At 48.1% G+C, this 24,545-nt stretch carries 25 protein-coding genes and 1 other annotated feature; of the genes, 18 read left to right on the top strand and 7 right to left on the bottom strand.

Annotation, left to right across the window (positions count from 1 at the left end):
* Positions 1 to 5 precede the first annotated feature (5 nt).
* Positions 6 to 989: a glutaminase gene (locus AC1DN5_RS16300; RefSeq protein ID WP_016936871.1), complete on the bottom strand. Its 984-nt coding sequence runs from the start codon at positions 987 to 989 to the stop codon at positions 6 to 8.
* A 244-nt stretch (positions 990 to 1,233) separates the two neighbouring features.
* Between AC1DN5_RS16300 and glnK the strand changes: the two genes are divergently transcribed.
* The 4 genes from glnK (at position 1,234) to AC1DN5_RS16320 (ending at position 5,241) form a co-directional block, all read left to right on the top strand.
* Positions 1,234 to 2,526, top strand: a complete 1,293-nt coding sequence (gene glnK, locus AC1DN5_RS16305) for a two-component system sensor histidine kinase GlnK (protein ID WP_327816027.1) — start codon at positions 1,234 to 1,236, stop codon at positions 2,524 to 2,526.
* Positions 2,526 to 3,473: a glutamine utilization two-component system response regulator GlnL gene (gene glnL / locus AC1DN5_RS16310; RefSeq protein WP_366970010.1), complete on the top strand. Its 948-nt coding sequence runs from the start codon at positions 2,526 to 2,528 to the stop codon at positions 3,471 to 3,473. Before glnK ends, glnL begins: the two co-directional genes overlap by 1 nt.
* 296 nt (positions 3,474 to 3,769) lie before the next feature.
* Complete coding sequence (locus AC1DN5_RS16315) at positions 3,770 to 4,690, top strand: macrolide 2'-phosphotransferase (protein WP_366970009.1); 921 nt, start codon at positions 3,770 to 3,772, stop codon at positions 4,688 to 4,690.
* Between the two features lie 48 nt (positions 4,691 to 4,738).
* Positions 4,739 to 4,988, top strand: a binding site (T-box leader).
* 88 nt (positions 4,989 to 5,076) lie between these two features.
* Complete coding sequence (locus AC1DN5_RS16320) at positions 5,077 to 5,241, top strand: tryptophan RNA-binding attenuator protein inhibitory protein (protein WP_016936867.1); 165 nt, start codon at positions 5,077 to 5,079, stop codon at positions 5,239 to 5,241.
* A gap of 368 nt (positions 5,242 to 5,609) precedes the next feature.
* Here AC1DN5_RS16320 and AC1DN5_RS16325 read toward each other — a convergent pair whose 3' ends face one another.
* Positions 5,610 to 6,503 (bottom strand): cation diffusion facilitator family transporter, encoded by an 894-nt coding sequence (locus tag AC1DN5_RS16325; RefSeq protein ID WP_016936865.1) that lies wholly within the window; start codon positions 6,501 to 6,503, stop codon positions 5,610 to 5,612.
* Between the two features lie 428 nt (positions 6,504 to 6,931).
* Here AC1DN5_RS16325 and AC1DN5_RS16330 point away from each other — a divergent pair, with 428 nt between their 5' ends.
* The 4 genes from AC1DN5_RS16330 to AC1DN5_RS16345 all read left to right on the top strand — a co-directional run bounded on the left by AC1DN5_RS16330 (position 6,932) and on the right by AC1DN5_RS16345 (position 9,552).
* The gene (locus AC1DN5_RS16330; protein ID WP_016936864.1) at positions 6,932 to 7,552 is read left to right on the top strand and encodes a nitroreductase family protein; all 621 of its coding nucleotides are present in this window, start codon (positions 6,932 to 6,934) and stop codon (positions 7,550 to 7,552) included.
* Positions 7,553 to 7,576: 24 nt separating this feature from the next.
* Positions 7,577 to 8,515 (top strand): ring-cleaving dioxygenase, encoded by a 939-nt coding sequence (locus tag AC1DN5_RS16335; protein ID WP_047476121.1) that lies wholly within the window; start codon positions 7,577 to 7,579, stop codon positions 8,513 to 8,515.
* A 129-nt stretch (positions 8,516 to 8,644) separates the two neighbouring features.
* Positions 8,645 to 9,034 (top strand): DoxX family protein, encoded by a 390-nt coding sequence (locus tag AC1DN5_RS16340; RefSeq protein ID WP_007609195.1) that lies wholly within the window; start codon positions 8,645 to 8,647, stop codon positions 9,032 to 9,034.
* A 179-nt stretch (positions 9,035 to 9,213) separates the two neighbouring features.
* Entirely contained in the window at positions 9,214 to 9,552 is a 339-nt protein-coding gene (locus AC1DN5_RS16345; RefSeq protein WP_045926308.1) for a thioredoxin family protein, read from the top strand.
* Between the two features lie 64 nt (positions 9,553 to 9,616).
* Here the strand turns inward: AC1DN5_RS16345 and AC1DN5_RS16350 are convergent, their stop codons facing one another.
* A complete protein-coding gene (locus AC1DN5_RS16350; protein WP_045926307.1) occupies positions 9,617 to 10,000 on the bottom strand; it encodes a YndM family protein in 384 nt (127 codons plus the stop codon).
* Positions 10,001 to 10,151: 151 nt separating this feature from the next.
* Here AC1DN5_RS16350 and AC1DN5_RS16355 point away from each other — a divergent pair, with 151 nt between their 5' ends.
* The 4 genes from AC1DN5_RS16355 (at position 10,152) to tatC (ending at position 13,593) form a co-directional block, all read left to right on the top strand.
* Entirely contained in the window at positions 10,152 to 10,580 is a 429-nt protein-coding gene (locus AC1DN5_RS16355) for a cell wall hydrolase (protein ID WP_029575244.1), read from the top strand.
* Positions 10,581 to 10,841: 261 nt separating this feature from the next.
* Positions 10,842 to 12,593: an alkaline phosphatase D family protein gene (locus AC1DN5_RS16360; protein ID WP_016936858.1), complete on the top strand. Its 1,752-nt coding sequence runs from the start codon at positions 10,842 to 10,844 to the stop codon at positions 12,591 to 12,593.
* Positions 12,594 to 12,605: 12 nt separating this feature from the next.
* On the top strand, positions 12,606 to 12,803 hold the full coding sequence (locus AC1DN5_RS16365; RefSeq protein ID WP_003156681.1) for a twin-arginine translocase TatA/TatE family subunit: 198 nt from the start codon (positions 12,606 to 12,608) through the stop codon (positions 12,801 to 12,803).
* A gap of 61 nt (positions 12,804 to 12,864) precedes the next feature.
* On the top strand, positions 12,865 to 13,593 hold the full coding sequence (tatC, locus tag AC1DN5_RS16370) for a twin-arginine translocase subunit TatC (protein WP_047476126.1): 729 nt from the start codon (positions 12,865 to 12,867) through the stop codon (positions 13,591 to 13,593).
* Here tatC and pcp read toward each other — a convergent pair.
* Positions 13,590 to 14,237, bottom strand: coding sequence for a pyroglutamyl-peptidase I (gene pcp / locus AC1DN5_RS16375; protein ID WP_016936856.1), 648 nt, complete (start codon positions 14,235 to 14,237; stop codon positions 13,590 to 13,592). The two genes, tatC and pcp, sit on opposite strands and share 4 nt — an antisense overlap.
* Positions 14,238 to 14,308: 71 nt before the next feature.
* On the opposite strand from pcp, the gene AC1DN5_RS16380 reads away from it, so the two are divergent.
* Positions 14,309 to 15,436 (top strand): aminotransferase class V-fold PLP-dependent enzyme, encoded by a 1,128-nt coding sequence (locus AC1DN5_RS16380; protein ID WP_327816015.1) that lies wholly within the window; start codon positions 14,309 to 14,311, stop codon positions 15,434 to 15,436.
* 34 nt (positions 15,437 to 15,470) lie between these two features.
* Here AC1DN5_RS16380 and lmr(B) read toward each other — a convergent pair whose 3' ends face one another.
* Both lmr(B) and lmrA read right to left on the bottom strand, forming a co-directional pair.
* Positions 15,471 to 16,910, bottom strand: a complete 1,440-nt coding sequence (lmr(B), locus tag AC1DN5_RS16385; protein ID WP_032864767.1) for a lincomycin efflux MFS transporter Lmr(B) — start codon at positions 16,908 to 16,910, stop codon at positions 15,471 to 15,473.
* Positions 16,911 to 16,947: 37 nt separating this feature from the next.
* Positions 16,948 to 17,514, bottom strand: coding sequence for a transcriptional regulator LmrA (gene lmrA / locus AC1DN5_RS16390; protein ID WP_016936853.1), 567 nt, complete (start codon positions 17,512 to 17,514; stop codon positions 16,948 to 16,950).
* 176 nt (positions 17,515 to 17,690) lie between these two features.
* On the opposite strand from lmrA, the gene AC1DN5_RS16395 reads away from it, so the two are divergent.
* The 4 genes from AC1DN5_RS16395 to AC1DN5_RS16410 all read left to right on the top strand — a co-directional run bounded on the left by AC1DN5_RS16395 (position 17,691) and on the right by AC1DN5_RS16410 (position 21,916).
* Positions 17,691 to 18,806, top strand: a complete 1,116-nt coding sequence (locus AC1DN5_RS16395; RefSeq protein WP_327816012.1) for a type II asparaginase — start codon at positions 17,691 to 17,693, stop codon at positions 18,804 to 18,806.
* A gap of 195 nt (positions 18,807 to 19,001) precedes the next feature.
* A complete protein-coding gene (locus AC1DN5_RS16400; protein ID WP_016936851.1) occupies positions 19,002 to 19,646 on the top strand; it encodes a lipase EstA in 645 nt (214 codons plus the stop codon).
* Between the two features lie 136 nt (positions 19,647 to 19,782).
* Positions 19,783 to 20,853: a helix-turn-helix domain-containing protein gene (locus tag AC1DN5_RS16405; protein ID WP_366970005.1), complete on the top strand. Its 1,071-nt coding sequence runs from the start codon at positions 19,783 to 19,785 to the stop codon at positions 20,851 to 20,853.
* 130 nt (positions 20,854 to 20,983) lie between these two features.
* A complete protein-coding gene (locus AC1DN5_RS16410) occupies positions 20,984 to 21,916 on the top strand; it encodes an aldo/keto reductase (RefSeq protein ID WP_327816010.1) in 933 nt (310 codons plus the stop codon).
* Between the two features lie 43 nt (positions 21,917 to 21,959).
* Here the strand turns inward: AC1DN5_RS16410 and AC1DN5_RS16415 are convergent, their stop codons facing one another.
* Positions 21,960 to 22,955 carry a DUF5105 domain-containing protein gene (locus AC1DN5_RS16415; protein ID WP_198698331.1) on the bottom strand — a complete coding sequence of 332 codons (996 nt, stop codon included), beginning with the start codon at positions 22,953 to 22,955 and terminating at the stop codon, positions 21,960 to 21,962.
* A gap of 128 nt (positions 22,956 to 23,083) precedes the next feature.
* Between AC1DN5_RS16415 and AC1DN5_RS16420 the strand changes: the two genes are divergently transcribed.
* The gene (locus AC1DN5_RS16420; RefSeq protein WP_366970035.1) at positions 23,084 to 24,484 is read left to right on the top strand and encodes a YcdB/YcdC domain-containing protein; all 1,401 of its coding nucleotides are present in this window, start codon (positions 23,084 to 23,086) and stop codon (positions 24,482 to 24,484) included.
* Positions 24,485 to 24,545: the final 61 nt, after the last annotated feature.

Below are 24,545 nucleotides of genomic sequence, written 5' to 3' on the forward strand. Positions count from 1 at the left end.
TTTGATTAAAAAATACTGAGCTCCCACTCCTGTGCGATATGTTTCAGCAGCATGCCGCCGGTCAGGCTGTTGCCGTATTCATCAATGGCCGGACCGTAAATGCCGATGCCGCAGCCGTTATGAAAAGGCTGTTCTCTTCTGGCGCTTGGGGGAACCAATGCCATAATGCCGCCGGATACCCCGCTTTTGGCCGGGACGCCGACGAAAGCCGCATATTTTCCTGACGCATTGTACATCCCGCACGTCAGCATCAGGGCTTTGGCGAGTTTCGCGACATCTTTCGGAATGACCTGTTCCCGGCGGATCGGATGGTAGCCGTCATGCGCAAGAATCAATCCGATCAAAGCGATGTCCTCGGTTGTCCCCTCCATGGCGCATTGCTTTAAATACACTTCAAGCGTTTCTTCGACATCCGCCTCGAGAAAGTTCGTTTCTTTTAAATAGTAGGCGAGCGCTCTGTTCCGGTGTGCGGTCTGCCATTCAGAGCGGAAGACCTCCTCGTGTATGTGAGGCCGTTTTCCTATCAATTTTTCAAAAACGGAAAAGAGATATTCCAATTTATCATGCGCCGTTTCACCGGGAAGAAGCGAGGCGACGGTAATGGCGCCGGCATTGATCATCGGGTTGAACGGCTTCCCGGGTTTATGGATTTCAAGCCGGATGATAGAATTAAACGCATCACCTGTCGGCTCCACGTCGACACGATCGAGCACATAAGGAATGCCCCTGGACATGCAGGCGGCAATAAAGCTGATGACTTTTGAGATGCTCTGCAATGTGAACGGCACATTCCATTCACCGGCATGAATCATTGAGCCATCCGGCTCTAATATGCAAATGCCCAGCTGAGAGTCGTTGATTTCTCCGAGGGCGGGGATATAATTTGCGCTTTTTCCATTGACGGAAAACGGTCGGTAATGTTCGACCCAATCTTGTAAAAGTGAAGCCAGTTCCTCTTTTTCAAGGCGCTCTCTGACCATATCTTTCATAACATTCCTCCTCTATTACAAGCCTGTCCGCAAGCGGAAATCGGTCTTGGAAAACGTTTTCAAATATAGCGTGTTCCATGTTAATGTATAATGACATCTACAGAATCATATAAAATACGACAAAATCATTCTTAAAATAAGCCGATAGATTTATAAATCAGCAGGAGCGTCCCGCCATACGGGTCTAAAGAAATTTGCGGACTCACTCGGTCTTATTCAAAATAGATAGAAGAAGGAAGTGATTGTGATCAGGCTCGACTATTTACTAAAGAAAGACGGCTATCTTTTCGCACTTATGCTGATCACCGTGCCGCTAGCGGGGGAACTAAAATTTTACCCCCTGAATGAGGTGTACCGGATCAGCTTCGGCGCCCCGGCTTTTTTCTTTTTTCTGCTGCTGCTGCGGCATGTGCCGGCAGTATTGTCAGGGCTGTTGACAGGTGCAGCCGTTGTGGCATTCCGGATCGGCCTGTCGTGCTGGGGAGGAGAGCATGCCGGCTTTACGGAGGCTTTTTTCAGCCAATATCCCAGTTTCTTTTTTTACTTTACATATGCCTGCTTGTTTTATGTGCTGAGGGTCAGGTTCTTTCGGGATCGGCCGCTCATGATCGGATTCCTCGGCTTTCTCATTGAAATCGCTTCCGACACCGTTGAAATGGCGGTTCAGTTTTCAGGAGGCCGGCTGATTATGATGCCGGGCAAACTGGCAGATATTGCGGTCATCGCCGTTTCTCACACATTTATTGTGCTGAGTTTTTTCAACGTGATGAAGCTGCACGAATCCCAGGTCAGGGAAAAGCAAACGAGAAAGCAGCACGAGCACATGCTGATGATTGTGTCTAACTTATACGAAGAAACGATTCATTTGAAAAAAACGCTGAAAACGACGGAGCATGTGACGAAAGAATCCTATCAGCTGTATCGGGAAATGAGCGGGAACGACCGGGAGCTCGGCAGCCGAATGCTGCGCCTTGCGGGAGAAATCCATGAAGTGAAAAAAGACAATCAGCGGATATTCGCCGGCCTGTCGAAGCTGATTTCAAATGAGAGATTCCGGGATTACATGGATGCCGCCGCTCTGATCGGAATCGTCATCCGAATCAATGAAAAATACGCCGAATCTTTAGGCAAGGATATTCAGTTCCGGAGCGTGATTGAAGGAGAACATCCCGATTATCACGTCTTTACCGTCCTGTCGATCTTGAATAACCTGACCGCCAATGCCGTAGAGGCCATGGGGGACAGAGGTGAGATCCGCCTCACGCTGCGCAGGGCGGAGGGGGAGATGGCCGAATTTCAGGCGGAAGATGACGGTCCCGGCATTCCGGAAAAAATCGGAGAGGTAATCTATGATCCCGGATTTACGTCCAAATACGATGAATTCGGCACCCCTTCAACAGGCATCGGGCTTTCATACGTGAAGGAAATCGTAACCGAACTTGAAGGCGGCATCTCCTTTCACAACAAGCCAAAAGGCGTCATATTTAACATTCAGCTGCCGGTGAGGCATTTAATTGCAGAAAGGGTGAGTTCATAATGCGCTTTTTTATAGCTGATGATGACCGGGCGATCCGTTCCATTTTAAGACAGATCATTGAAGATGAGGACTTAGGCGAAGTCGTCGGCGAGGCGGAGGACGGAAGCCAGATTGAAGGGCATTATCTCCATTTTAAACAAGTCGATATTTTATTAATTGACCTGCTGATGCCGGGGCGGGACGGGATTGAGACGATACGGCATCTTCAGGATTCGTACACCGGAAAAACGGTGATGATATCACAGGTGGAAGCGAAGGAAATGGTGGGAGAAGCCTATTCTCTCGGTATTGAATATTTTATCCACAAACCGATCAACAAAATTGAAATCATCACCGTGCTCCGAAAAGTGAAAGAGCGGATCGAACTGGAAACCTCGATCGGCGACATCCAAAATTCGCTAAGACGGCTTGTTCAGCGCAATGAACCGCAGCAAAGCCGCTCTTTTAAATCCTGCGAAAAATCCGTGAAAGAGACCGGGAAATTTCTGTTATCAGAACTAGGGATTGTGGGAGAAAGCGGCGCGCACGACCTGATGGCCGTGCTGCATTTTTTATTTGAGGATGAGCAGGCGCAAAAAAGCGTCCCGTCGCTGAAGCGTGTGTTTACAAACGTCGCGCTGCGGAAACTGGGACCCGCGGCGTCGGAAGCAGACGTCAGCAGGGAGACAAAAGCCTCCGAACAGCGGATCAGAAGAGCGATCATTCATTCGTTAAACCATTTCGCCTCATTGGGCACAACGGATTTTTCAAACCCCAAATTTGAATATTACGCCTCGAAATTCTTTGATTTCCCTGCCGTCAGCAAGAGAATGAAAGAAATGCAGGCGAAAGAAACCGCTCCGCTTTCTCCGGTTAAAGTGAATATGAAAAAATTTATTCACGTCTTCTTTTTGGAGGCGAAAGATTTACGCGAAGGATCGAAGTTTGTCAGCGGAGGGAGCAGGTAAGCTGATAAATGGGGTTTACTTATATAAGGTCTTTGTGTAAAATAATGTTAACTAAGAAGGGACGGAGGGATCCTGATGGCTGATCAAATTCCGGTTTTCGCACTAATGAAATAGTGTCAAAGTCTCTGCCTTGAGTGCGGAGGAAACCGGGATTGTCTGCCTGAATAAAGGAACCTGACAGCAATAGTGAGGGGGCGGCGATTATGCCGCCCTCTTTTTGGCGTCTTCACATATCTCTTTCTCCTCCGCCTCAGGCGAAGCTCTGTGTCAGTAAATAAGGGAAATGGGGAAACAAGATGACAAAACAAAGGGAAATAGAATCCGTTCTGAACATCGCAAAGGAAAATGGCTTACGGTTAAAACATGAAGGGGCGGACATAAATGAAACGGGTATGGACTTCCAAGTCGTATTTGCTGAAGATGACAGCGGCGTGACATGGGTGCTCCGAAAGCCGCGCCGTCCCGATGTTATCGAAAGAGCGGCTGCAGAAAGCGCGGTTCTCGTGTTTCTCCGCAGCCATGCCGCGGTATCAGTGCCCGATTGGCGGGTTCATACACCGGAACTGATCGCTTATCCGAAACTGGACGGAAAACCCGCTGCCGCAATCGATCTGGATAAGAAACAGTATGTCTGGAACATGGAACACGAGCCGCCTTCAGACGGTTTTGTCGGCTCGCTTGCCGTGGCATTAGCCGGGCTGCACGGGGCAGACCCGGATGCGGCCTCCAGATCCGGAATTGAAATTATAAAACCGGATGACGTCAGGCAAAGGGCGGCGGAATCAATGGATCATATAAAAAAAGAAATCGGGGTTTCAGAACAGCTTTGGAAAAGATGGCAAACGTGGATAAATGACAGCTCGCACTGGCCTGATTTTTCCGCGCTGATCCATGGAGACTTGCATCCTCCGCATATTTTGATCGGCGAAAATCAGCGTGTGACGGGTCTCCTCGATTGGACGGAGGCAAAGGTTGCCGATCCGGCCAAGGATTTTGTTCTTTATCAAATGATATTAGGAGAAAAAGAAACGAAACGTCTGATGAAGAGCTACGAGGCTGAAGGCGGGCGCGTCTGGCCGAAAATGCAGGAGCATGTAACAGAATGGCAGGCCGCCTATCCTATGGAAACAGCGAAGTTTGCGCTTCAAACGGGGCAAGAGGAGCATATGCAAATGGCGCGGGAAATGCTCGGCCTGTCCGATTCGAAAGGTTATTGACTTCGCCCGGAAGACAGCGTATGATAGATGTTAAAATAAACGAACGGATGAACAATGCTGAGGAAGAGTAAGTACGCATCAGCGCGCGGGGTTCAGAGAGTCGGTGGCCGCTGTGAACCGATCCCCGTCCGGTGCCGAATGGGCTTCTGAATTGCTGCGCTGAAATGACAGTAGGCGGTGCCGGGATTCTTTCCCCGTTATCAAGAAAGGAGTATTGAAACCGTGTGTTTCTGTACTTTTTGAGTGAAGGCTTTACAGCCGTTAATAAAGGTGGCACCGCGAAAACCTCGTCCTTTGATGGACGGGGTTTTTTTGTATCGTTAAGGAGGTGATGGCCATGGAAAGTGACTGGAGACGGACAAACAATCAAAAAAGGAGGGATATTCATGGTGATCGCCACCGACGATCTTGAACTCACCTGTCCGCATTGTGAAGGAACCGGGGCGGAGAAGGAAGGCGCGCCCTGCCCGAAGTGCGGCGCGAAGGGGGTCATTTTGACGGCTCAGGGAAACACGCTGCTGTATTTTATCAAAAAGCATCTTGATCAGTGAAATCAAACGAAAAAGGCCGTTATCCGGCCTTCAGGCTGTCGAGAAAATCTCGATAGCCTTTATTTTTCCCTTAAAATATCCTGTCATAAAATAAAAGAAAGACTGAAAAGAACGGTGTCTTTCTCATGTTCCACACAAGAAATTCATTCGTTCTGCTTGACCAACTCGTCGAAGAAGATCATCTGCTTTGAAAAATTGATATAAAACATAATCTTTTTCATCGTTGAAAAGTTGCCACATACCCAGCTAAGCAAGGCCAGGCATGCGGGAGTGCTTTTTCTGCACCTGAAATCAAATGAATATGGAAAGAAACAGCACAAAAGAAAAAAGCTTGTAGAGAAACATCATTTTCTCTACAAGCTGCTTTTTCATTCTTCAAAATAAGGATTCACATGAATGAGCACTTCTTCAACATCTGAAAAATGTCTTTTGATTTCATTTCGGATTTCGCGGGCTATATCGTGTCCCTGCTTAATCGTCAAATCATGATCCAAAGATAACCGGACATCAAGCAATTTATAGTGGCCGTGTTCTCTCGCTCGGATTTTATCGAGCCGTTTGACTTGAGGACAATGCAAAATAACCGCTTTATATTCCTCTATCAGTTCGGGATCAACACTTTTTTCCATGAGAACGTCAACAGACGGCCTGATTAATTCCATTGAAATCTTAAAAATGAGGTACGCCACGATGACACTGGCAATTGCATCGGCGTACAACAGATAGGACCATCCGCGTGTGTTCCCGATAATCGCCAATAGGACGCCGATAAAAGCGGCAAGAGAGGCAACGATATCGCCTTTATGATCGTATGCAATCGCTATAATCGCTTTACTGTTCCATTTTTCTCCTTGTTTGATCGAATAACGATATAAGATCTGCTTAGCCGCGTAGGATATCAGAGCCGCAAACAATGCGCTGTATTGCGGAACGCTTGGACCTTCAACAAAGGACGAAATCGCTTCTATTAGAATATACACAGAAACGAGCACTAATATGATTCCTACAATTGCTTCGCTGATGACCTCAGCTTTGCCATGCCCGAAAGGATGGTCTTGATCGGGCGGCTTATTAGAAATGCCGATGACGGCCAGGACAGCAATCGAAGCCACGACATCCGCTGCAGAGTGTATACCGTCGGCAAAAACGGCTTCACTATCGCCTATCAGTCCAAAAAAGATCTTTCCTGCCATTAAGATCAGATTGGCTATCAATGCAATCAAAGCGACCTTTTTGCTTATTTGTTCTCTTTCACTTGTCATTTTGTCCTCCTATAAAACTGCGCAAAAAAAGAGGAGCGCTTTTGATTCGCTCTCCGTATCCTTTCTTGTGTAATCACTTTGCTTATCATACCAATTCAGTTTCGAGTGGGTCTATAGCAAGGTTTTTTCCTGTTTACTAATAAATAAGGTGACAGAAAAAAAGTTGGAGCAGGGCTAAACAGTACACAGACAAAATGGCGCTGAATTTAAAAATGAACTGTTGACATTTAAGTATTTATCCTTTATTATTATCTCGAAGTCAAGATATTTTAATTCAAGATAATTTAATTAGAGTGCAGGATAAGAACCTGCCGATCGTTTGAATCGCGAAAAGATCAGTAAGAGAATGTTTCGTTTTTTGATCATATGTTATTTGATTTTTTATACCATAATATCTCGAATTCGAGATAAAAAGGAGTGCGAGAGAAATGGCTGAATTTGTACAGCTGGTGAATGAAAGAAGATCTGCAAGCAACTTTCTTCCAGATCATCCAATCACAAGAGATGAACTCAACGAAATGTTTGAATTGGTTGCGTTGGCTCCATCAGCTTTTAATTTGCAGCATACAAAATATGTGACAGTTCTTAACCCGGATGTAAAAGAAAAGCTGAAGCAGGCCGCAAACGGACAATATAAAGTGTTTAGCTCATCAGCGGTTCTTTTGGTTTTAGGGGATAAGCAGGCATATCAGCAAGCGGCTGACATCTATGAAGGGTTGAAGATGCTGGGGGTATTAAATAAACAAGAGTATGATCACATGGTTCAAGACACCGTTTCGTTTTATGAAAACAGGGGAGAACCATTTAAGAGAGATGAGGCGATAAGAAATGCTTCACTTTCTGCGATGATGTTTATGCTGAGTGCTAAGGAAAAAGGCTGGGACACCTGTCCGATGATAGGGTTTGATGCTGAAGCCGTGAAAGAGATTTTGAATATAGATGATCAATTTGAGGTTGTCATGATGATTACAATCGGGAAAGAAAAAACAGAAAGCAGAAGGCCGCGCGGCTACCGAAAGCCTGTGAATGAGTTTGTGGAGTATATTTAACTATTTGTAAAGGGGCGGATAAAAATGGCTAAAAAAACGATGGGAATCCATCATATTACAGCAATTGTCGGTCATCCTCAAGAGAATGCTGATTTCTACGCTGGAGTGCTGGGGCTGCGATTGGTCAAGCAAACGGTCAATTTTGATGATCCGGCTACGTATCACCTTTATTTTGGGGATGAAGGCGGGAAGCCGGGAACAATCATCACCTTCTTTCCGTGGGCGGGCGCCCGCCAAGGCATCATTGGAGACGGACAGGTCGGCGTGACATCTTACGTCGTGCCGAGGGGTGCTATGGCATTTTGGGAAAAGAGACTTGAAAAGTTCAACGTGCCATACACCAAAATCGAGCGTTTTGGAGAACAATATATAGAATTTGATGACCCGCATGGCCTGCATTTAGAAATCGTGGAAAGAGAAGCAGGGGACGCCAATACGTGGACTTTCGGAGATGTAACCCCGGATGTTGCCATTAAAGGCTTTGGCGGTGCAACCCTGTTATCAGCACAGCCTGAAAAAACAGGTGAATTGTTAGAAAACATCATGGGGCTTGAGCGGGTCGGCAAAGAAGGAGACTTCGTTCGTTATCGTTCTGCCGGTGATATCGGAAATGTGATTGATCTGAAATTAACGCCTATCGGCCGCGGACAAATGGGTGTCGGCACGGTCCATCACATCGCTTGGCGGGCTCAGGATGACGAAGATCAATTAGATTGGCAAAGATTCATTGGTGCGCACGGATATGGTGTAACTCCTGTTCAGGATAGAAACTATTTTAATGCGGTTTACTTCAGAGAACATGGGGAAATCTTATTTGAGATCGCAACTGATCCGCCGGGCTTTGCCCATGATGAGTCACAAGAAACAATGGGCGGAAAATTGATGCTCCCTGAGCAGTATGAACCGCACCGGGCACAAATTGAACAAGGGCTGCTGCCGTTTGAAGTAAGGGAACTAGATTAGTCTTAATGACTGCTGACGCATGAAGAAAAAGAAAGAGACATATATTCAACAGATGTTTGCTGGAAGCGGCTGTTGGTAAACAGCTGCCTTGCAGACATCATATAATATGAAAAATAAGGAGAGATAAAAATGGAAGATGCAGGACTATTACTTATTCGAATCATGATTGGTGTGGTGTTTCTGTTTTATGGATCACAAAAATTATTCGGCTGGTTTGGCGGATACGGGATTAAAGGAACCGGACAATGGTTCGAGTCAATTGGAGTTAAACCAGGTAATGCCGCGGCCGCTTTATCAGGTCTCGGGGAACTCGCAAGCGGGATTTTATTTATTTTAGGTGTATTCCTCCCGCTTGGAGCTGCTATCATAACAATCATCATGTTAGGTGCCATCGTAAAAGTTCATGGAGCGAAAGGGTTTGCGAACGGTGCCGGCGGCTTTGAATATAACTTGGTGCTGATTGCAGTTTCCATCGGAGTTGCACTCATCGGTTCAGGAGCTTACGCTTTGCATTTTTAATATAAGGATCTAAGAACAGTTACTGAAAAGCGGTAACTGTTCTTTTATTTTTCAAGCACAACGTTAAGGTGCTCTGAATAGCAAAAAAGCGGATATGTTCAATATAAATGTGTATAGTGAATGTACGAGTATTGATGGGCTTGGTCATGAAAGACGAGCCGATTTGAAGGAGGGTTTTGATGAAAGAGCTGACAGACTTACATTCATTAGATTCTATCGAGAATTTTATTAAACAGCATCAATTCAGTTTTATCTACATTTCAAGACCCGCCTGTACAGTATGTCACGCTGTTCTGCCGCAGCTCAGAAAGGTATTGGATCAGTTTCCGAATATCAAATTGGGGCATATCAATGCTGACGAGGCAGAAGAGGTTGCCGGCAGATTTTCAGTCTTCACTGTCCCCGTGCTTCTTTTGTTCATTGATGGGACTGAGTTTCTGAGAGAAGCCCGCTTTGTTCATTTTGAACAGCTCGAAGAAAGGCTGAAAAGGGTTTATCAGTTATATCAAGATGTATAAAGCGTTTATACCTTTACAAATAAAAAGCCCCCTTTAAGGGGGCCGTTATCCGGCCTTTTTTGCGTTATTCGGACCGAGGCTCTAAAAATCGGGACCCGCCCAAGTCTTTTCTCATCAGATAAATATGGAAAAAATATTCTCCGACAGCGATGATGACGGCGGAAATAAGAGCGGCAAACGCCAGTCTTCCTCCTGAAATGCCCATGGACAGCGGCATTCCCATCAGCCAGACAACAAGAAACGCGATTCCGAAATCAGCGGACGCCGCCGTGATATTATTCCATCTCGGAAGCACGTACAGATCGCCCGTAAAGTAGGAAACGGCTCCCAACACAATGGTCATCAGCAGCACGTCGCCGAATGTAAAGCGAAAACCTAAGCCGAGTACGAGATACAGAATAATGATGGTCATGATGCCTTTAATGGCAAGCGCTTTAATATGTTCCATGCGAATTCCTCCTTATGGAAATCATGTTAGTATGTTTCCTCATCACGTGAAATATAAACCTTTTTTTGTGAACATTTGTTTTCTGGCTTTTGGCTGTCATCACTGGGCAACGGCTGAATATGATGAAGGGAGAAAAACGGGAGGTGTCATGATGGCAGTCGTAAAAGCGTCGAGCGCCGATGTCGATCTAATGGCAAGGCTGCTCAGGGCGGAAGCGGAAGGCGAAGGAAAGCAGGGAATGCTTTTGGTCGGCAATGTAGGAATCAATCGGGTGCGGGCGAATTGTTCTGATTTTAAAGGCCTGCGCACCATCAGGCAGATGGTGTTTCAGCCGCACGCGTTTGAAGCGGTGACTCACGGATATTTTTACCAAAGGCCGCGCGAATCTGAGCGGAGGCTTGCCCGCCGGAATATTAGCGGAGAACGGTTTTGGCCGGCTAAATTCAGCCTGTGGTATTTTAAGCCGCCGGGAAACTGCCCGCCGACATGGTACAATCAGCCGTTTGTCGCCAGATTCAAATCCCACTGCTTCTATCAGCCGACAGGGGAAACGTGCGAAAACGTGTACAATACATTTTAATCCCGGAGCACCGTTCTTAGAATGAACGGTGTTTTTTAATTTCTTGTGAAGAAAAATAGGAACAAAGTGCGCTTGACGGATGAAAAGCCAAACAGAAACAGAGGGGGTTTTCTCCCGGACGGGAAAGATTTGTCGAAACAATGTGAAAAATGTCTCCCGCCGATCACTTTCCGCCCTTACAAATCCTTCACACTTCTTCATAACGGTTTAACATTTCTTTTCTATAATGGGGGCGATCAATGAGACGAAAGGGGAACTGACATGACACATGACGGCCGTTTAGATGAATGGATCAAGGAATTGGAGAACAAAAGCTTTCAAAACAATACGTTTGACCGCCGCGCATTTATACAGGGCGCCGGGAAAATCGCAGGCCTTTCCCTCGGGCTGGCGATCGCGCAATCCATCGGCGCGTTTGAAGTGAATGCCGCTCCGACATTTTCAAACTATCCGTTCACCCTCGGCGTGGCCTCCGGTGATCCGCTGTCTGACAGCGTCATTCTCTGGACACGTCTTGCCCCGGACCCGCTCAATGGGGGAGGAATGCCGAATCAGGCCGTTCCGGTTAAATGGGAAATCGCCGCAGATGAACATTTCCGCCATGTCGTCAAACGCGGAACGGAAATGGCAAAACCGAATCTCGGACATTCCGTCCATGTTGAAGCGGACGGGCTTAAGCCCAATAGAGTGTACTATTACAGGTTTAAAAGCGGACATGAGCTCAGCCCCGTCGGCCGGACGAAAACGCTGCCCGCTCCCGGTGCTGACGTATCCGCCATGACGTTTGCGTTTGCCTCTTGCCAGCAGTATGAACACGGCTATTATACGGCGTATAAACATATGGCGAAGGAAAAGCTTGATCTCGTATTCCATCTCGGAGATTACATTTATGAATACGGGCCGAACGAATATGTGGCAAAGACGGGGAATGTCAGGACGCACAGCAGCGCCGAAGTATACACGCTGTCAGATTACCGCAACCGTCACGCCCAATACCGCTCAGATGCCAATCTGAAAGCCGCCCACGCCGCATTTCCGTGGGTCGTGACTTGGGACGATCATGAGGTGGAGAACAATTATGCCAATGTCATTCCCGAAAAAGGCCAATCGGTTGAAGCGTTTGTGCTCAGAAGGGCTGCGGCTTATCAGGCTTATTATGAACACATGCCGCTCAGGCGCATGTCGCTCCCGAACGGCCCTGATATGCGGCTGTACAGGCAATTTTCTTATGGCAATTTAGCGTCGTTCAATGTGCTTGATACAAGACAGTACAGAGATGATCAGGCCAACGGCGACGGGAATAAACCGCCTTCTGATGAGTGGAGAGATCCGAAGCGCACATTGATGGGGACAGAGCAGGAGCAATGGCTCTTCGACAACTTAGCCGCTTCAAAAGCGAAGTGGAATGTGCTGGCCCAGCAAATCTTTTTCGCGCAATGGAATTTCGGAACAACCGACAAGCCGATATTCAGCATGGATTCATGGGACGGCTACCCGGCGCAGCGGGAGCGGGTCATCAATTTTATAAAAAGCAAAAACCTGAACAATGTCATCGTGCTGACGGGTGATGTTCATGCAAGCTGGGCGTCAAACCTGCATACCGATTTTAATCAAACGAATTCAAAGATCTTCGGAGCCGAATTCGTCGGGACTTCCATCACATCAGGAGGAAACGGGGCGGATAAACGGGCTGATACGGATCAAATCTTAAAACAAAACCCGCATATTAAGTTTTTTAACGACTACCGGGGCTATGTCCGCTGTACGGTGACGCCTGCCCAATGGAGGGCGGATTACAGAGTGGTGCCTTATGTGACGGAGCCAGGGGCTGAGGTTTCCACGCGGGCTTCATTCATTTATCAAAAAGACCAGACGGGGATTCGGAAGGTCTCACAGGCAGCGGTTGCAGGCGGCTTAAAGCAGTCAAATGAGGTGGAAGAGGATCGTTTCTTCGCCCATAACAGTGCGCATGAAAAGCAAATGAGAAAGAAACGGGCCAAAATTTCACAATAAGGGGGCATACTTATGTTTTCAAATATCGGCATTCCCGGGTTAATCTTGATTTTTGTCATCGCTCTGATCATTTTCGGGCCTTCAAAGCTTCCGGAAATCGGCCGTGCCGCCGGCCGCACGCTGCTTGAATTTAAAAGCGCCGCAAAAACACTGGTCTCAAATGAAGAGCCGGACAAGCAGACGGCTGAGAAAGACAAAACGGCAGGCTGAATCCTGACACGGGGGCAGAGATCCGTTTCTGCCCCTTCTTTGATATAAGGAGGAAGTACGATTGGATAAAAAAGAAACCCACTTGATCGGGCATTTAGAGGAAGTCCGGCAGCGTCTCATTAAAACCGTTATCGCCTTTCTCGTGTTTTTTATCGGCGCATGCTGGTTTGTGCAGGATATTTATGACTGGCTGATCAAGGATTTGCATGGAAGGCTGGCCGTTTTAGGGCCGAGCGAGATTTTATGGGTGTATATGATGATTGCGGGAATATGCGCCATTACGGCAGCGATTCCGGTTGCGGCCTTTCAGCTCTGGCGTTTTACGGCGCCGGCTTTGACCTCGTTTGAACGCCGCGCCGCTTTGCTTTACATTCCGGGGCTTTCGGTTTTGTTTATTATCGGAATTTCCTTTGGGTATTTTGTACTGTTTCCGATTGTGCTCGGATTTTTAACACAATTATCCGCCGGCCATTTTGACATGGTATTTACGGCGGACAAGTATTTTACTTTTATGCTTAACATGACATTGCCGTTCGGGTTTTTGTTTGAAATGCCTCTGGCCGTCATGTTTCTGACGCGGCTCGGGATCGTGAACCCATCCCGGCTGGCAAAGGCGAGGAAGCTTTCGTATTTCGTGCTGATCGTCGTCTCGGTGCTGATTACGCCGCCGGATTTTATGTCTGACTTTCTCGTCATGATTCCGCTGCTCGTCCTCTATGAAATCAGTGTGACGCTGTCCCGCATCGTTTACCGAAAGAAGAAATGGGCCGAGACGGCGTCAGCGGCTTAGTGAAGTTCGCCTCCGCCGGTCTCAATATCGTCCTCATGCGCCGCGGCGGTCACCGCGGCGATTTTGAGCGCTTTTGTGATGTGATCCAGGCTGAGGCTCGGCGCGGACTTCTGCAAGGTTTGCTCCGGAATGTACGGGATGTGAATAAACCCGCCCCGGATGTGCGGATGATGGCGGCTGATTTCATCCATCAGCCCGTAAAAGAGATGATTGCATACAAACGTCCCCGCCGTGTAGGATACAGCCGCGGGAATGCCTTCCTTTTTTATTTCTTCAACGATCCGTTTGATCGGAAGGCCGGTCCAGTAGGCCGCGGGACCGCTTTGAGAAATGTCTTCCCCGACAGGCTGATTCCCTTCGTTATCCGGTATGCGCGCCTCATTCAGGTTGATCGCGACCCGTTCCGGCGTGATCTGCATTCTGCCGCCTGCCTGTCCGGCACAGATGATAATGTCGGGCTGATGTTTCTTGATTGCCTCCCGAAGCACGGCAAGGGACTTATAAAAAACGGTCGGCACTTGTTCAGATACGATAGCAGCGGGGCCTTCAGCGGCACCGTCCAGCCGTTTGACCGCTTCCCATGAAGGATTGACCGTTTCCCCGCCGAAGGGGTCAAAGCCTGTCAGCAATACTTTTTTCTCCATCCAAAACCCTCCTTTTCTTTTTACCATACTCTATAATGGACATATATTCCTGCCGAAGGGGGAAACATGCCTTGAATTCGTCTTTGGTGCCATACCGATCTTTATTTCCGGCGCTCCGCACACATACGATGCTCGCCAGCTGCTCCCAAAGCGCTCTTGCCCGGCCGGTTTCAGAAGCGATCAATGACTACCAGGAAAGCCTGCTTCAGAACGGCGGGAACTGGGATGAAGCCATGGGCCGCACGGAGCAGGCAAGGTGTGAATTTGCGAAATTAATCGGCGCTCAGCCTGAAGAAATCGCCATTTTACCTTCAGTAACGGCTGCCGCCTCTGCCGTCGTCTCAGCTTTACCGGATTGCCGAAAGAAGCAGGCGGTGTATACGGAATTGGATTTTCCGGCAATCGCCCACATTCTGAAGGCGCAGACTGAGATGGAGCTTTCAGTCATCCCGTCTGAAGAAGGAATGATCCCGTTAGAGCGTTATGAGACGTATATCACGGAGCAGACGCGTATCACCTGTGTTCCGCATGTGTCCTATACATCCGGTTTTGTCCAGGATATGAAGCGCATTGCCGAGATATCCGCAAAGAAGGGATCGCTTCTTTTTGTCGATGCTTATCAATCGGCTGGGCACATCCCGATTGATGTAAAAGAATGGGGAGTTGATATGCTTGCCGCGGGCGCGAGGAAGTATATGCTCGGCATACCGGGAATAGCGTTTCTCTATGTCAGAAAGGAACTTGCCGAACGGCTGAAGCCGAAAGTCACCGGGTGGTTCGGACAGCAGCGGGAGTCGATGCTGGATTTGACCCGTTTTTCTTATGCGGACGGAGCCAAACGCTTTGAAACCGGAACCCCGGCATTTATCAGCATATATGCGGCACAGGCGGCTTTATCCCTTTTAAACGATGTCGGCACAGACCGCATTCATCGGGAAGTAAAAAAACTCAGCGCATTTGCGTATGAATACGCTTCTGAAAAAGGACTGACTCTCACAGGCCCCCCGTCTGCCGATGACAGACCCGGCATGATTTCTATACGGGATGAAAAAGCGGCGGAGACCGCTGCGCTTTTGAAGCGAAAAAACATCATATGCGCACCCAGGGGACAACTCATCCGACTGGCGCCTCATTTCTATAACACGGCAGATGACCTTATCTTTGCGATTGATGAATTGGCTGAAGCGCTCATGATATAAAAAACAGCAGACCCGCGGGGAGTCTGCTGTTTTCTTATGAGTGATTCACTTTGACCCGTTTCATAAAGAAAGCGCTGATCAGACCGATAACGGCGACAATCATCGCGAAGATAAAGGCGTGCTGGACGCCCGCAATCAGCGCGTGAGAGTATGCGGAAGGATCATTCGGGTTTTTCGCGGTGCTCATATAATTCTTCTGGCCGGCAGCCATGATGCTGACTGCCACCGCAGTGCCGATTGCGCCGGCCATCTGCTGGAGCGTATTCATAATGGCTGTTCCGTCCGGATAAAATTCCGGCGGCAGCTGATTTAAGCCGTTCGTTTGCGCCGGCATCATGATCATGGAAATTCCGATCATCAGGCATGTATGAAGCGCGACAATCAGAAGCGCCGTTGAAGCGCCGTTAATGTTTGAGAAAAACGAAAGCACGGTTGCCGTGATGACAAACCCGGGAATGACAAGCCACTTCGGTCCGTATTTATCAAACAGACGTCCCGTTATCGGAGACATAAATCCGTTTAAAATACCGCCCGGAAGCAGGATGAGCCCGGACGTAAATGCCGTCAGCAGCAATCCGCTTTGTAAATACATAGGCAAGAGAAGCATTGTTGATAAGATAACCATCATACAGATAAATACAATCACGACACCGAGAATAAACATCGGATAGCGGAAAGCGCGCAGATTCATCATCGGCTGCTTCATTTTCAGCTGCCTGATGGAGAATAAAATGAGCGCGATCGCACCGACAGTAAGCGAACCGATAACCGTCGGGCTTGACCAGCCGCCTGATCCTTCGCCCGCATTGCTGAAACCGAAGACGATGCCGCCGAATCCGATCGTAGACAGAATAATGGAAAGCACGTCAATTTTCGGCTTTGTAATGTCGGATACGTTCTGCATGTAGGCGATGCCGAATAAAAGAGCCAAGACAAGAAACGGCAGGGAAATCCAGAAAATCCAATGCCAGTTCAAATGCTCTAACACAAGCCCTGAAAACGTCGGACCGATTGCAGGAGCAAACATGATGACAAGCCCGATCGTCCCCATCGCCGCTCCGCGCTTATGCGGCGGGAAGATGACGAGGATCGTATTAAACATCAGCGGCAGCAGCAGTCCGGTTCCTAAAGCCTGCACGATTCTTGCCGCCAAAAGAAACGGAAAGCTCGGTGCAAGCGCTGCAATCAGCGTGCCGATAATGGAAAAAGCGAGTGAAACGATAAACAGCTGTCTCGTCGTAAACCATTGCAAAAGCAGACCTGAAACCGGGACAAGAATACCGAGAACGAGCAGATAGCCCGTCGTCAGCCACTGGACGGTTGCGGGAGTGATATGCAGCTCCTTCATCAGGTCGGTCAGGGCAATATTCAGCGCCGTTTCACTGAACATGCCGATAAATCCTGCCATCAGCAAAGAAATCATGATCGGCATAACTTTATATTGTTTGGAAGGCTGAGCGTTTTCCAAAAACATTCTCCTCTCTTTCTATACGTAACATGTCTCTTGTATTTTATGTCTTCAGCAGGTTGGGGATTTGTTTGGAAATATGGATGATCGGCATTTTGTCTTTTTTTGCTAAAGACAAAATGATGCCGCCTTCTATCATGGCATTTAAAACAGTGCTGATTTCCGCCGCTTTCTCATCGGAAAAACCGGCTGATCTCAATTTGCCGGCGAACAGATTCTCCCATTCCTGATAAGCGCATTGACAGGCCTGCTGGAGCTTTTCGCTCGTTAAAGCCGTCTCGGCAGCCAGTAAACCGACAGGAAACCCTTCAAAATTCTCCGGACATGTGAATTGGCTTGATAAGTCCTGTAAAAACGCTTGAATGCTTTCCGCAGGGTCGGGATAGGCATCAAGGCTTTCTTTTATTTTCATACGGATATAATGGCTCATTTCTTTGACAGCCTCAATGGCGAGCTGCTCTTTGCCGTCCGGAAAATGATAGTAAAGAGAACCTTTCGGCGCGCCGCTTTCTTTAATAATCTGATTCAGTCCCGTGCCGTAATACCCCTGAAGCTGAAACAGCCTGGTTGCCGCAGCGAGGATTTTTTCACGAGAATCTCCATAACTCATAATGTTCCCACCTTACTGATTGATGACAAATTTAAAATATAGTGACTGGTCTATTATCTTGGTTTCCCATGACGGTGTCAAGGGTTTTTACAGTTATTTTCTTCGGAAGATTGCCTGACAAGCGCGTTGACCGATAAGAGGGAAATCTTCATAAATAAAGAAAAGGAGAGAAAAGAATGAAAAAACAATTCATGCCATTCATTACATTTATCACGGCTCTATTCTTTATAGCGGCCGGCTGCTCCCAATCTCCTCAGGCGAAAGAAACACCGCACCAGATGGCAGCCGCAGCCTCAGCAAAAAAAGACGGACTGCCGAATATTAAAATTCTTGCCACCGGCGGCACAATTGCAGGCGCTGCTCCTTCAAAGACGTCCGCCACGGAGTACACCGCAGGGGCAATCGGAGTTGATGCCCTGATTCAGGCAGTCCCGGAGATGAAGGAGATCGCGCATGTCAGCGGAGAACAGATTGTGAATATCGGCAGCCAGAATATGAATAACGAGACCCTGCTGAAACTTTCAAAACGGGTAAACAAGCTGCTCAAGTCTGATGATACAGACGGCATTGTCATTACACATGGAACAGACACACTTGAGGAAACCGCCTATTTTCTCAATCTGACGGTCAAAAGTGACAAACCCGTCGTGGTCGCCGGGTCAATGAGGCCGTCCACGGCGATCGGAGCTGACGGGCCGTCCAACTTATATAACGCGGTAAAAACCGCGGCTGCGCCTGATGCGAGAGGCAAGGGGACGCTTGTCGTATTAAATGACAGAATCGCTTCGGCGCGATATGTGACAAAAACTAATACAACCGCGACGGACACATTCAAATCGGAAGAAATGGGTTATATCGGTACGATTGCTGATGACATCTATTTTAATAACATCATGACCCGAAAGCATACGAAAGATACAGATTTCCAGATCGATAAACTTGATAAACTGCCGCAGGTCGATATTATATACGGCTATCAAAATGACGGAAGCTATCTCTTTGAAGCAGCCGCAAAATCAGGAGCGCAAGGCATTATTTTTGCAGGCCCGGGAAACGGCTCAATGTCTGATGCGGCGCAAAAAGGCGCCGTAAAGTCGGTCAAAAGCGGGCTGGCGGTCGTCCGCTCCACAAGGACGGGAAACGGGGCGGTAACACCTAATCGAGAGTATGAAAAAGACCATCTGACAGCTTCAAACTCTCTCAACCCTCAAAAAGCGCGGATTCTGCTGATGCTCGCGCTGACAAAAACGCATGACCCTAAGCGGATTCAAACCTATTTCAATGAGTACTAGGAGAAGAGAACCAGGTGTTCTCTCCTTTTTTTGTTTGCCGTATTAAAGTATAAGTGTGCTTTCGGGAAAGGGGCGTCTTCCTCATTTTTCCGCCTCTTTTTCAATTGTTGAAAACAGGAAAAAATACTCTATTTTTCCCTTTTCTTCTCTAATAGAATGAAAATTGCAAAAAATTACATAACAGGAGGAAAGTTCATGAAACAAATCAAAAGCAAAATCCTAGCGATTCTTACAGTCTGCATGCTGTCCGTCATTTCCGTATTTGCCTTCCAGCCGACCGTATCGAAAGCCTCCTCAGAGCATAACCCGGTTGTCATGGTCCACGGAATCGGCGGGGCGTCCTTTAATTTCGCGGGAATCAAAACGTACTTGGCATCCCAAGGCTGGTCAAGAAATGAGATGTACGCCATTGATTTTCTGGACAAAACCGGAAACAACAGACACAATGCACCGAGACTGTCAAATTACGTGAAAAAAGTGCTCAGCGAAACGGGCGCGAAAAAAGTCGATATCGTCGCGCACAGCATGGGCGGCGCCAACACGCTCTATTACATTAAAAATCTTGACGGCGGGGACAAAATCGCAAACGTCGTCACACTCGGCGGAGCGAACGGTCTTGTGACCAACAGAGCGCTTCCGGGAACTGATCCGAACCAAAAGATTTTGTATACATCGATTTACAGCTCAGCGGACTTAATCGTCATGAACCCGCTGTCACGGCTGATCGGCGGGAAAAACGTGCAGATTCACGGTGTCGGGCACATCGGACTTTTAATGAACAGCCAAGTAAACGGGCTGATTAAAGAAGGTCTGAACGGCGGCGGACAAAATACAAATTAACCGTTTCAAAGCCCCGGAGAAAGAGAATCTCCCGGGGCCTTTTTTTCTTCCAAATTCTTTTTTAGCCGTAAACCAAGCCCTCTGAAGTTATTTTTGTTAAAATAATAAAGTTATATCAGAATTCGGAGGGTTTATTGTGGGAAAAGTGAAAAGAAATGCCCCTTGCCCATGCGGCAGCGGGAAGAAATATAAAAAATGCTGCGGAAGTAAAGCAGCTGCCATTCCGGCAGACATCGCGGCAAAAGAAGCGAAACAGATTCAGGAAAGCCTAATGGAGTACGCCTTTACAGCACATAGAGACGGCATATCATCATTTATTAACCAGCACGAGTTCATTGCGGAGCTGGACAGACAGACAAAAGACATCGGAGTCTTCAACCTCGGCATCTGGGGCATTTTCTTCCGACCGCTGGCAGGCGGCAAGACGATTTTTGAAGAATACCTTCAGAAAAAAGCCGGCGGCATCAACCGTCCGAAAACACGGGAAATCGTTGAATCATGGAAAAGCATGACACCAGCGGTTATGGTGCTTGAAGATGTGAAAGAAGGAATGATTCACTTTGAAGATGTGATGACGAAAAAACAATTCAAAGTGGAAATGGACGTCAGCCAGCAGGATCTTCCGCCGGAGGGAAGCCTGATTCTCGGCTATCCGATCCACGAAGCGGAAAAAGCGGAGTTCTTCATGCAATTTACGATCTTCCCTGTGAAGCGGACCGAAGCTTTGATCAGCAAAGTGAAAAAAGCGGCGGCCCCGGCCCTTGCAGAAGGAAAATCGCCTGAGCGCTTTATGGAGGAAAACTTCGACACTGTGCTGGCCGCTCTTTTAGGAACTGCGGAAGAGCCTGAGCAGGCTGCTGAAGAAAAACAGACAGAGTGGGCCAACGACATGGAGAAGGAAACGGCAGACGCCATTGAAAAAGGCCTGACCGGGGATGAATACCCGGCTGAGCTGGTTCCGGCCGTTATTGATCTGTGGAAAACGTTCTGTGTCAAAAAAGCACCGACGATCAGAAAGCCGGAAGCTTTCGCGGCGGCGGTCGAATATTATGTAAACAGCATTTCTCTGAACGGCGCGTCCGTTTCTCAAGCGAAGCTGGCGAAGAAGTACGGCGTCAGCGCCTCAACGATTTCCAGCCGCTATAAGGAAATCGAGGGTGCTCTCACGGATGAAGCCGAACGCTTCGCCGCAGCTCTGACATCTTAATACACGGCAAAAAAACCTTGAAGGGCAAACGCTTTTCAAGGTTTTTTCTGTAGATAGGCTCTCGGGCAGGATAATTCTTACCGTCTATCTAATACTAAACAGAGGTATAAAAAGGAAGGGGACTTGAGCCATGGAGGACACACGTACGCTGGGCAGGACGGATTTACGGGTAAAGCGTATCGGTTTTGGCGCAAATGCGGTCGGAGGACATAATCTGTTTCCTAATCTCAATGATGAAACGGGAAAAGAACTCATCCGCACAGCATTGGATGGCGGCGTCAATTTTATTGATACGGCGTTTATATACGGTTTGGGGCGGTCAGAAGAGTTAATCGGTGAAGTTGTCGCAGAGCGCGGCGTGCGGGACAGCCTCGTCATTGCCTCAAAGGGCGCGCCCAAAGAAGTCAACGGGCAGATCGAACTGGACAACAGCCGTGAATTTCTTCGAAGTGAGGCGGAAAAAAGCCTGAAGCGGCTGAAAACAGATGTGATTGATCTGTACTACGTTCACTTCCCTGACGGAAAAACACCGCTGTCCGAGGTGGCGGGTACGTTAAAAGAACTGAAGGACGAAGGGAAAATCAGAGCAATCGGCGCGTCCAATCTCAGCTTCGGACAACTGCAGGAGTTTAACGCGGACGGCTATTTAGAGGTTTTTCAGTCGGAATATTCACTGATTCAGCGTGAGGCGGAGCGCGATCTGCTGCCTTACTGTGAAAAGAACGGCATTTCCTTTATTCCTTATTTTCCGCTTGCTTCCGGCTTGCTGACGGGAAAGTTTACAAAAGACACAGTCTTTGAGGACAGCCGAAAGAACAGGCCGCCGTTTCAGGGAGAAGCTTTTCACCAAAACCTGGAGAGAGTGGATAAGATGCGGGCCGTTGCTGAAGAAAAAGGCGTGCATACAGCGCATATCGCACTCGCGTGGCTTCTGTCGCAGCCTGCGGTGGATGCGATCATTCCCGGAGCCAAACGCCCCGGCCAGCTGAAACACAATCTGGACGCGCTTGATGTGCAGTTAACCGAGGACGAAGTTCAATATATCAGTGATATCTTTAAGTGAAAATAAAAAAAGGAAATAGCCTGCGCTATTTCCTTTCTTGTTGTCAGGACGTTTTCAAAAACGCTTCCGTCAATCCTTCCAGATCGGCATCTGTATCCAGATACCACTGGCCGCGGGAGTTTTTCTTCATTTCAATTTCTTTTGTCACTGAAGAAGAAGCCGGTTTCAGGCGCATAAACTCTTCTGGGTAGACAGAAAGCAGGTGGCTGACAATTTCGTTTTCATCAGCATCGGGGTGCTTTCCGGCATAGTCTTGCACGCGGTCTTGCAGCCGGCCCGCAAGCGGAGACATATCAAGCGGCGTCACATTGGCTTCAAGGACGGCTTTTTTGCCTGACATGGATTTGGTATGCACCTTGAGCTCTGTATTATCCCGCAGCGCTGATGACATGGCGTCAATAATAGCGGAAATGGCTTTTGAATCCGCCTGCTCCTGTGAAATGCCTGCTGAAGCGATAAAGCTGGCTTTCGCCGATTCCTGATATGCGGCGGCCGTCATTTTTTCATTTACACCGGTCAGGCGGGTGAAATCTTTATTGTGCTTGCCGTACAGCATCACATCAATGTATGCGGATAATGCGTCCGCCGGTTCAGGTTTTGCTTTTGAGGCTGTGCCTTTGACTTTCAGTTTATAAGATAAAGGCTTCGCGTCTTTTGCCTGCGGCTGATATACCAATTCATATGATTTGCCTTCGTCAGCCGTGAAGTACAGGTTGCCCGTCACTGTCTTGCCCGCATGAAGCGTGCCGCTCTGCATCTGGTCTTCCTTATCGGCCGCCGCTGTTTTCGCGTCATCCTGGTAAAGCGAGAAGTCGCTGCTTTTGACGGTAAGCGGGTCTTTGCCCGTATTTTTGACAGTGACCGTTACTTTAAGTACGGCCGGATGTTCGGTATCGTCTGAAGCGGCCCACGCCGTATCTTTTATATTCACTTTCGCCGTGCCGCTTTCCTGGCCGCTGCTCGTTTCGCTGCTGCATGCGGCAGTAAATGCCGTGAGAAGCAAAATGAAAAACACGGCGCTCATTTTTTTGATGGACATCTGGTTAACCCCCTGTTGTTGTAATGGTTGATTCAATAGTCATGAAGAAAGGCAGGTTAATTATACTAGATTTGTTTAAAAGAGTCTTGGTAATCATTAATCTTTTTGGAAGAAAAGGAAGTGTTATGATGAAAAAAGAAGAATTGAAACAGCTGGCTCTCAGAATCGGAAACGTACCTGCAGGCTACGAGAGTAAGGTGGAAGAACACCAGGAAGATGAGGTTCTGTTTTGGTGGGAAGACAAGAATGATCCGGAAGCCGGCATCATGGTCGAATTGGACGGGGACGGAAAACTGAAATCCTTATCCCGTCCGGCTTTTCGGACTGATCTGCCGCCTCTTTCGGAATCGGACATAGAAGAACGGATGCGGGCGTTTGCAGAAACCCACCGTCCGGGGGCATTGGCTGAGTTCGAATGGGAGAAAAAAAGCTCCGTAAATGATGGTGATGTGAGATATTCCTATGTTCAGATGGCTGACGGTCTGCCGCTTCCGATGACCGGGTTTTACGTTGACCTGGCTGTGACAGGGGAAGTAACCGGCTTTTCTTATCATGGGAGGGCGGATGAGCTGTTAAGACCCGGGACAATTGCGGACAAGCGGGATGCATTGGCTCACTTTGTCAAACAAATAGAAGCAGAGCTATTGTTCACCGTACTGCATCAGTCCGTCTATGTGCAAGGGGATGACAAGCCCCATCTCGTCTATGCAATCGTGTCTCCGACGCGGCCGATATCGGCTGACCTGAAGGAAGAGAATAAAGAAATAGAAGAGTATGAAGAGCTGGAGGAGGACACGCGGCCGTATGTCCCGATTTCACGCCCTGCACCTGAAGCGGAAAAGATGAGCATCAATGACATGATCGGGCTGCATGACGGTTTTTATAAAGAGAGGGAAAGCGATCTTGGAGAGGGCAGTATCGGCATAGCGTGGCGTTCTGAAAAAACAAAATCCGTACGGGAAGATAAAAGCATAGAAAGTCTGTTCAAAGAGCGGAGTGAACATGTATTGAAAACAAGGTATGATAAAGAATCGGGCCGGCTCACCGGGGTAATGTCATTTATACAAAGTGAAGGCGAACCGGAGTTTTCCGAGGAAGAATGCCATCACATGGCCATCCGCTTTTTATTCGCCATGTTTCCGGAAGCGGATCAGTATTTCCGGGTTCAATATGATGAGCCGGATGATGAAGGAGAAAACGTGGGACTTACATATAAGGCTTGTTCGGGCGGCGTTGATTTGCGATTCGGAGAGGGGAGAATCTGTGTCAGCAAAATGACGGGTCTTGTCACTGTATATATGCCGCCGGAAATTGATCCGAAAGAGCTTGATCATATTGATCCCGCTCCTTCATTGACAATGGAAGAGGCGAAGGACGCGATCCGCCGGAATATCAAAGCCGAGCTCGCTTGGGATCGCTGTTACGATGACGACAGCGGCAGAAAAGTGTACAGGCTCGTATACAAGCCGGTTTTCCCGCGGTTTATTGAGGCGCATACGGGAGAAGCGATTATGAGTTTAATAGGCTGAAGGGCATAGGCATTCGTCCCGGGACTTTCGCGGGAAGCATGACATTTGTATGAAAAACAGC

Source organism: Bacillus sp. 01N42_2 (assembly GCF_056399565.1).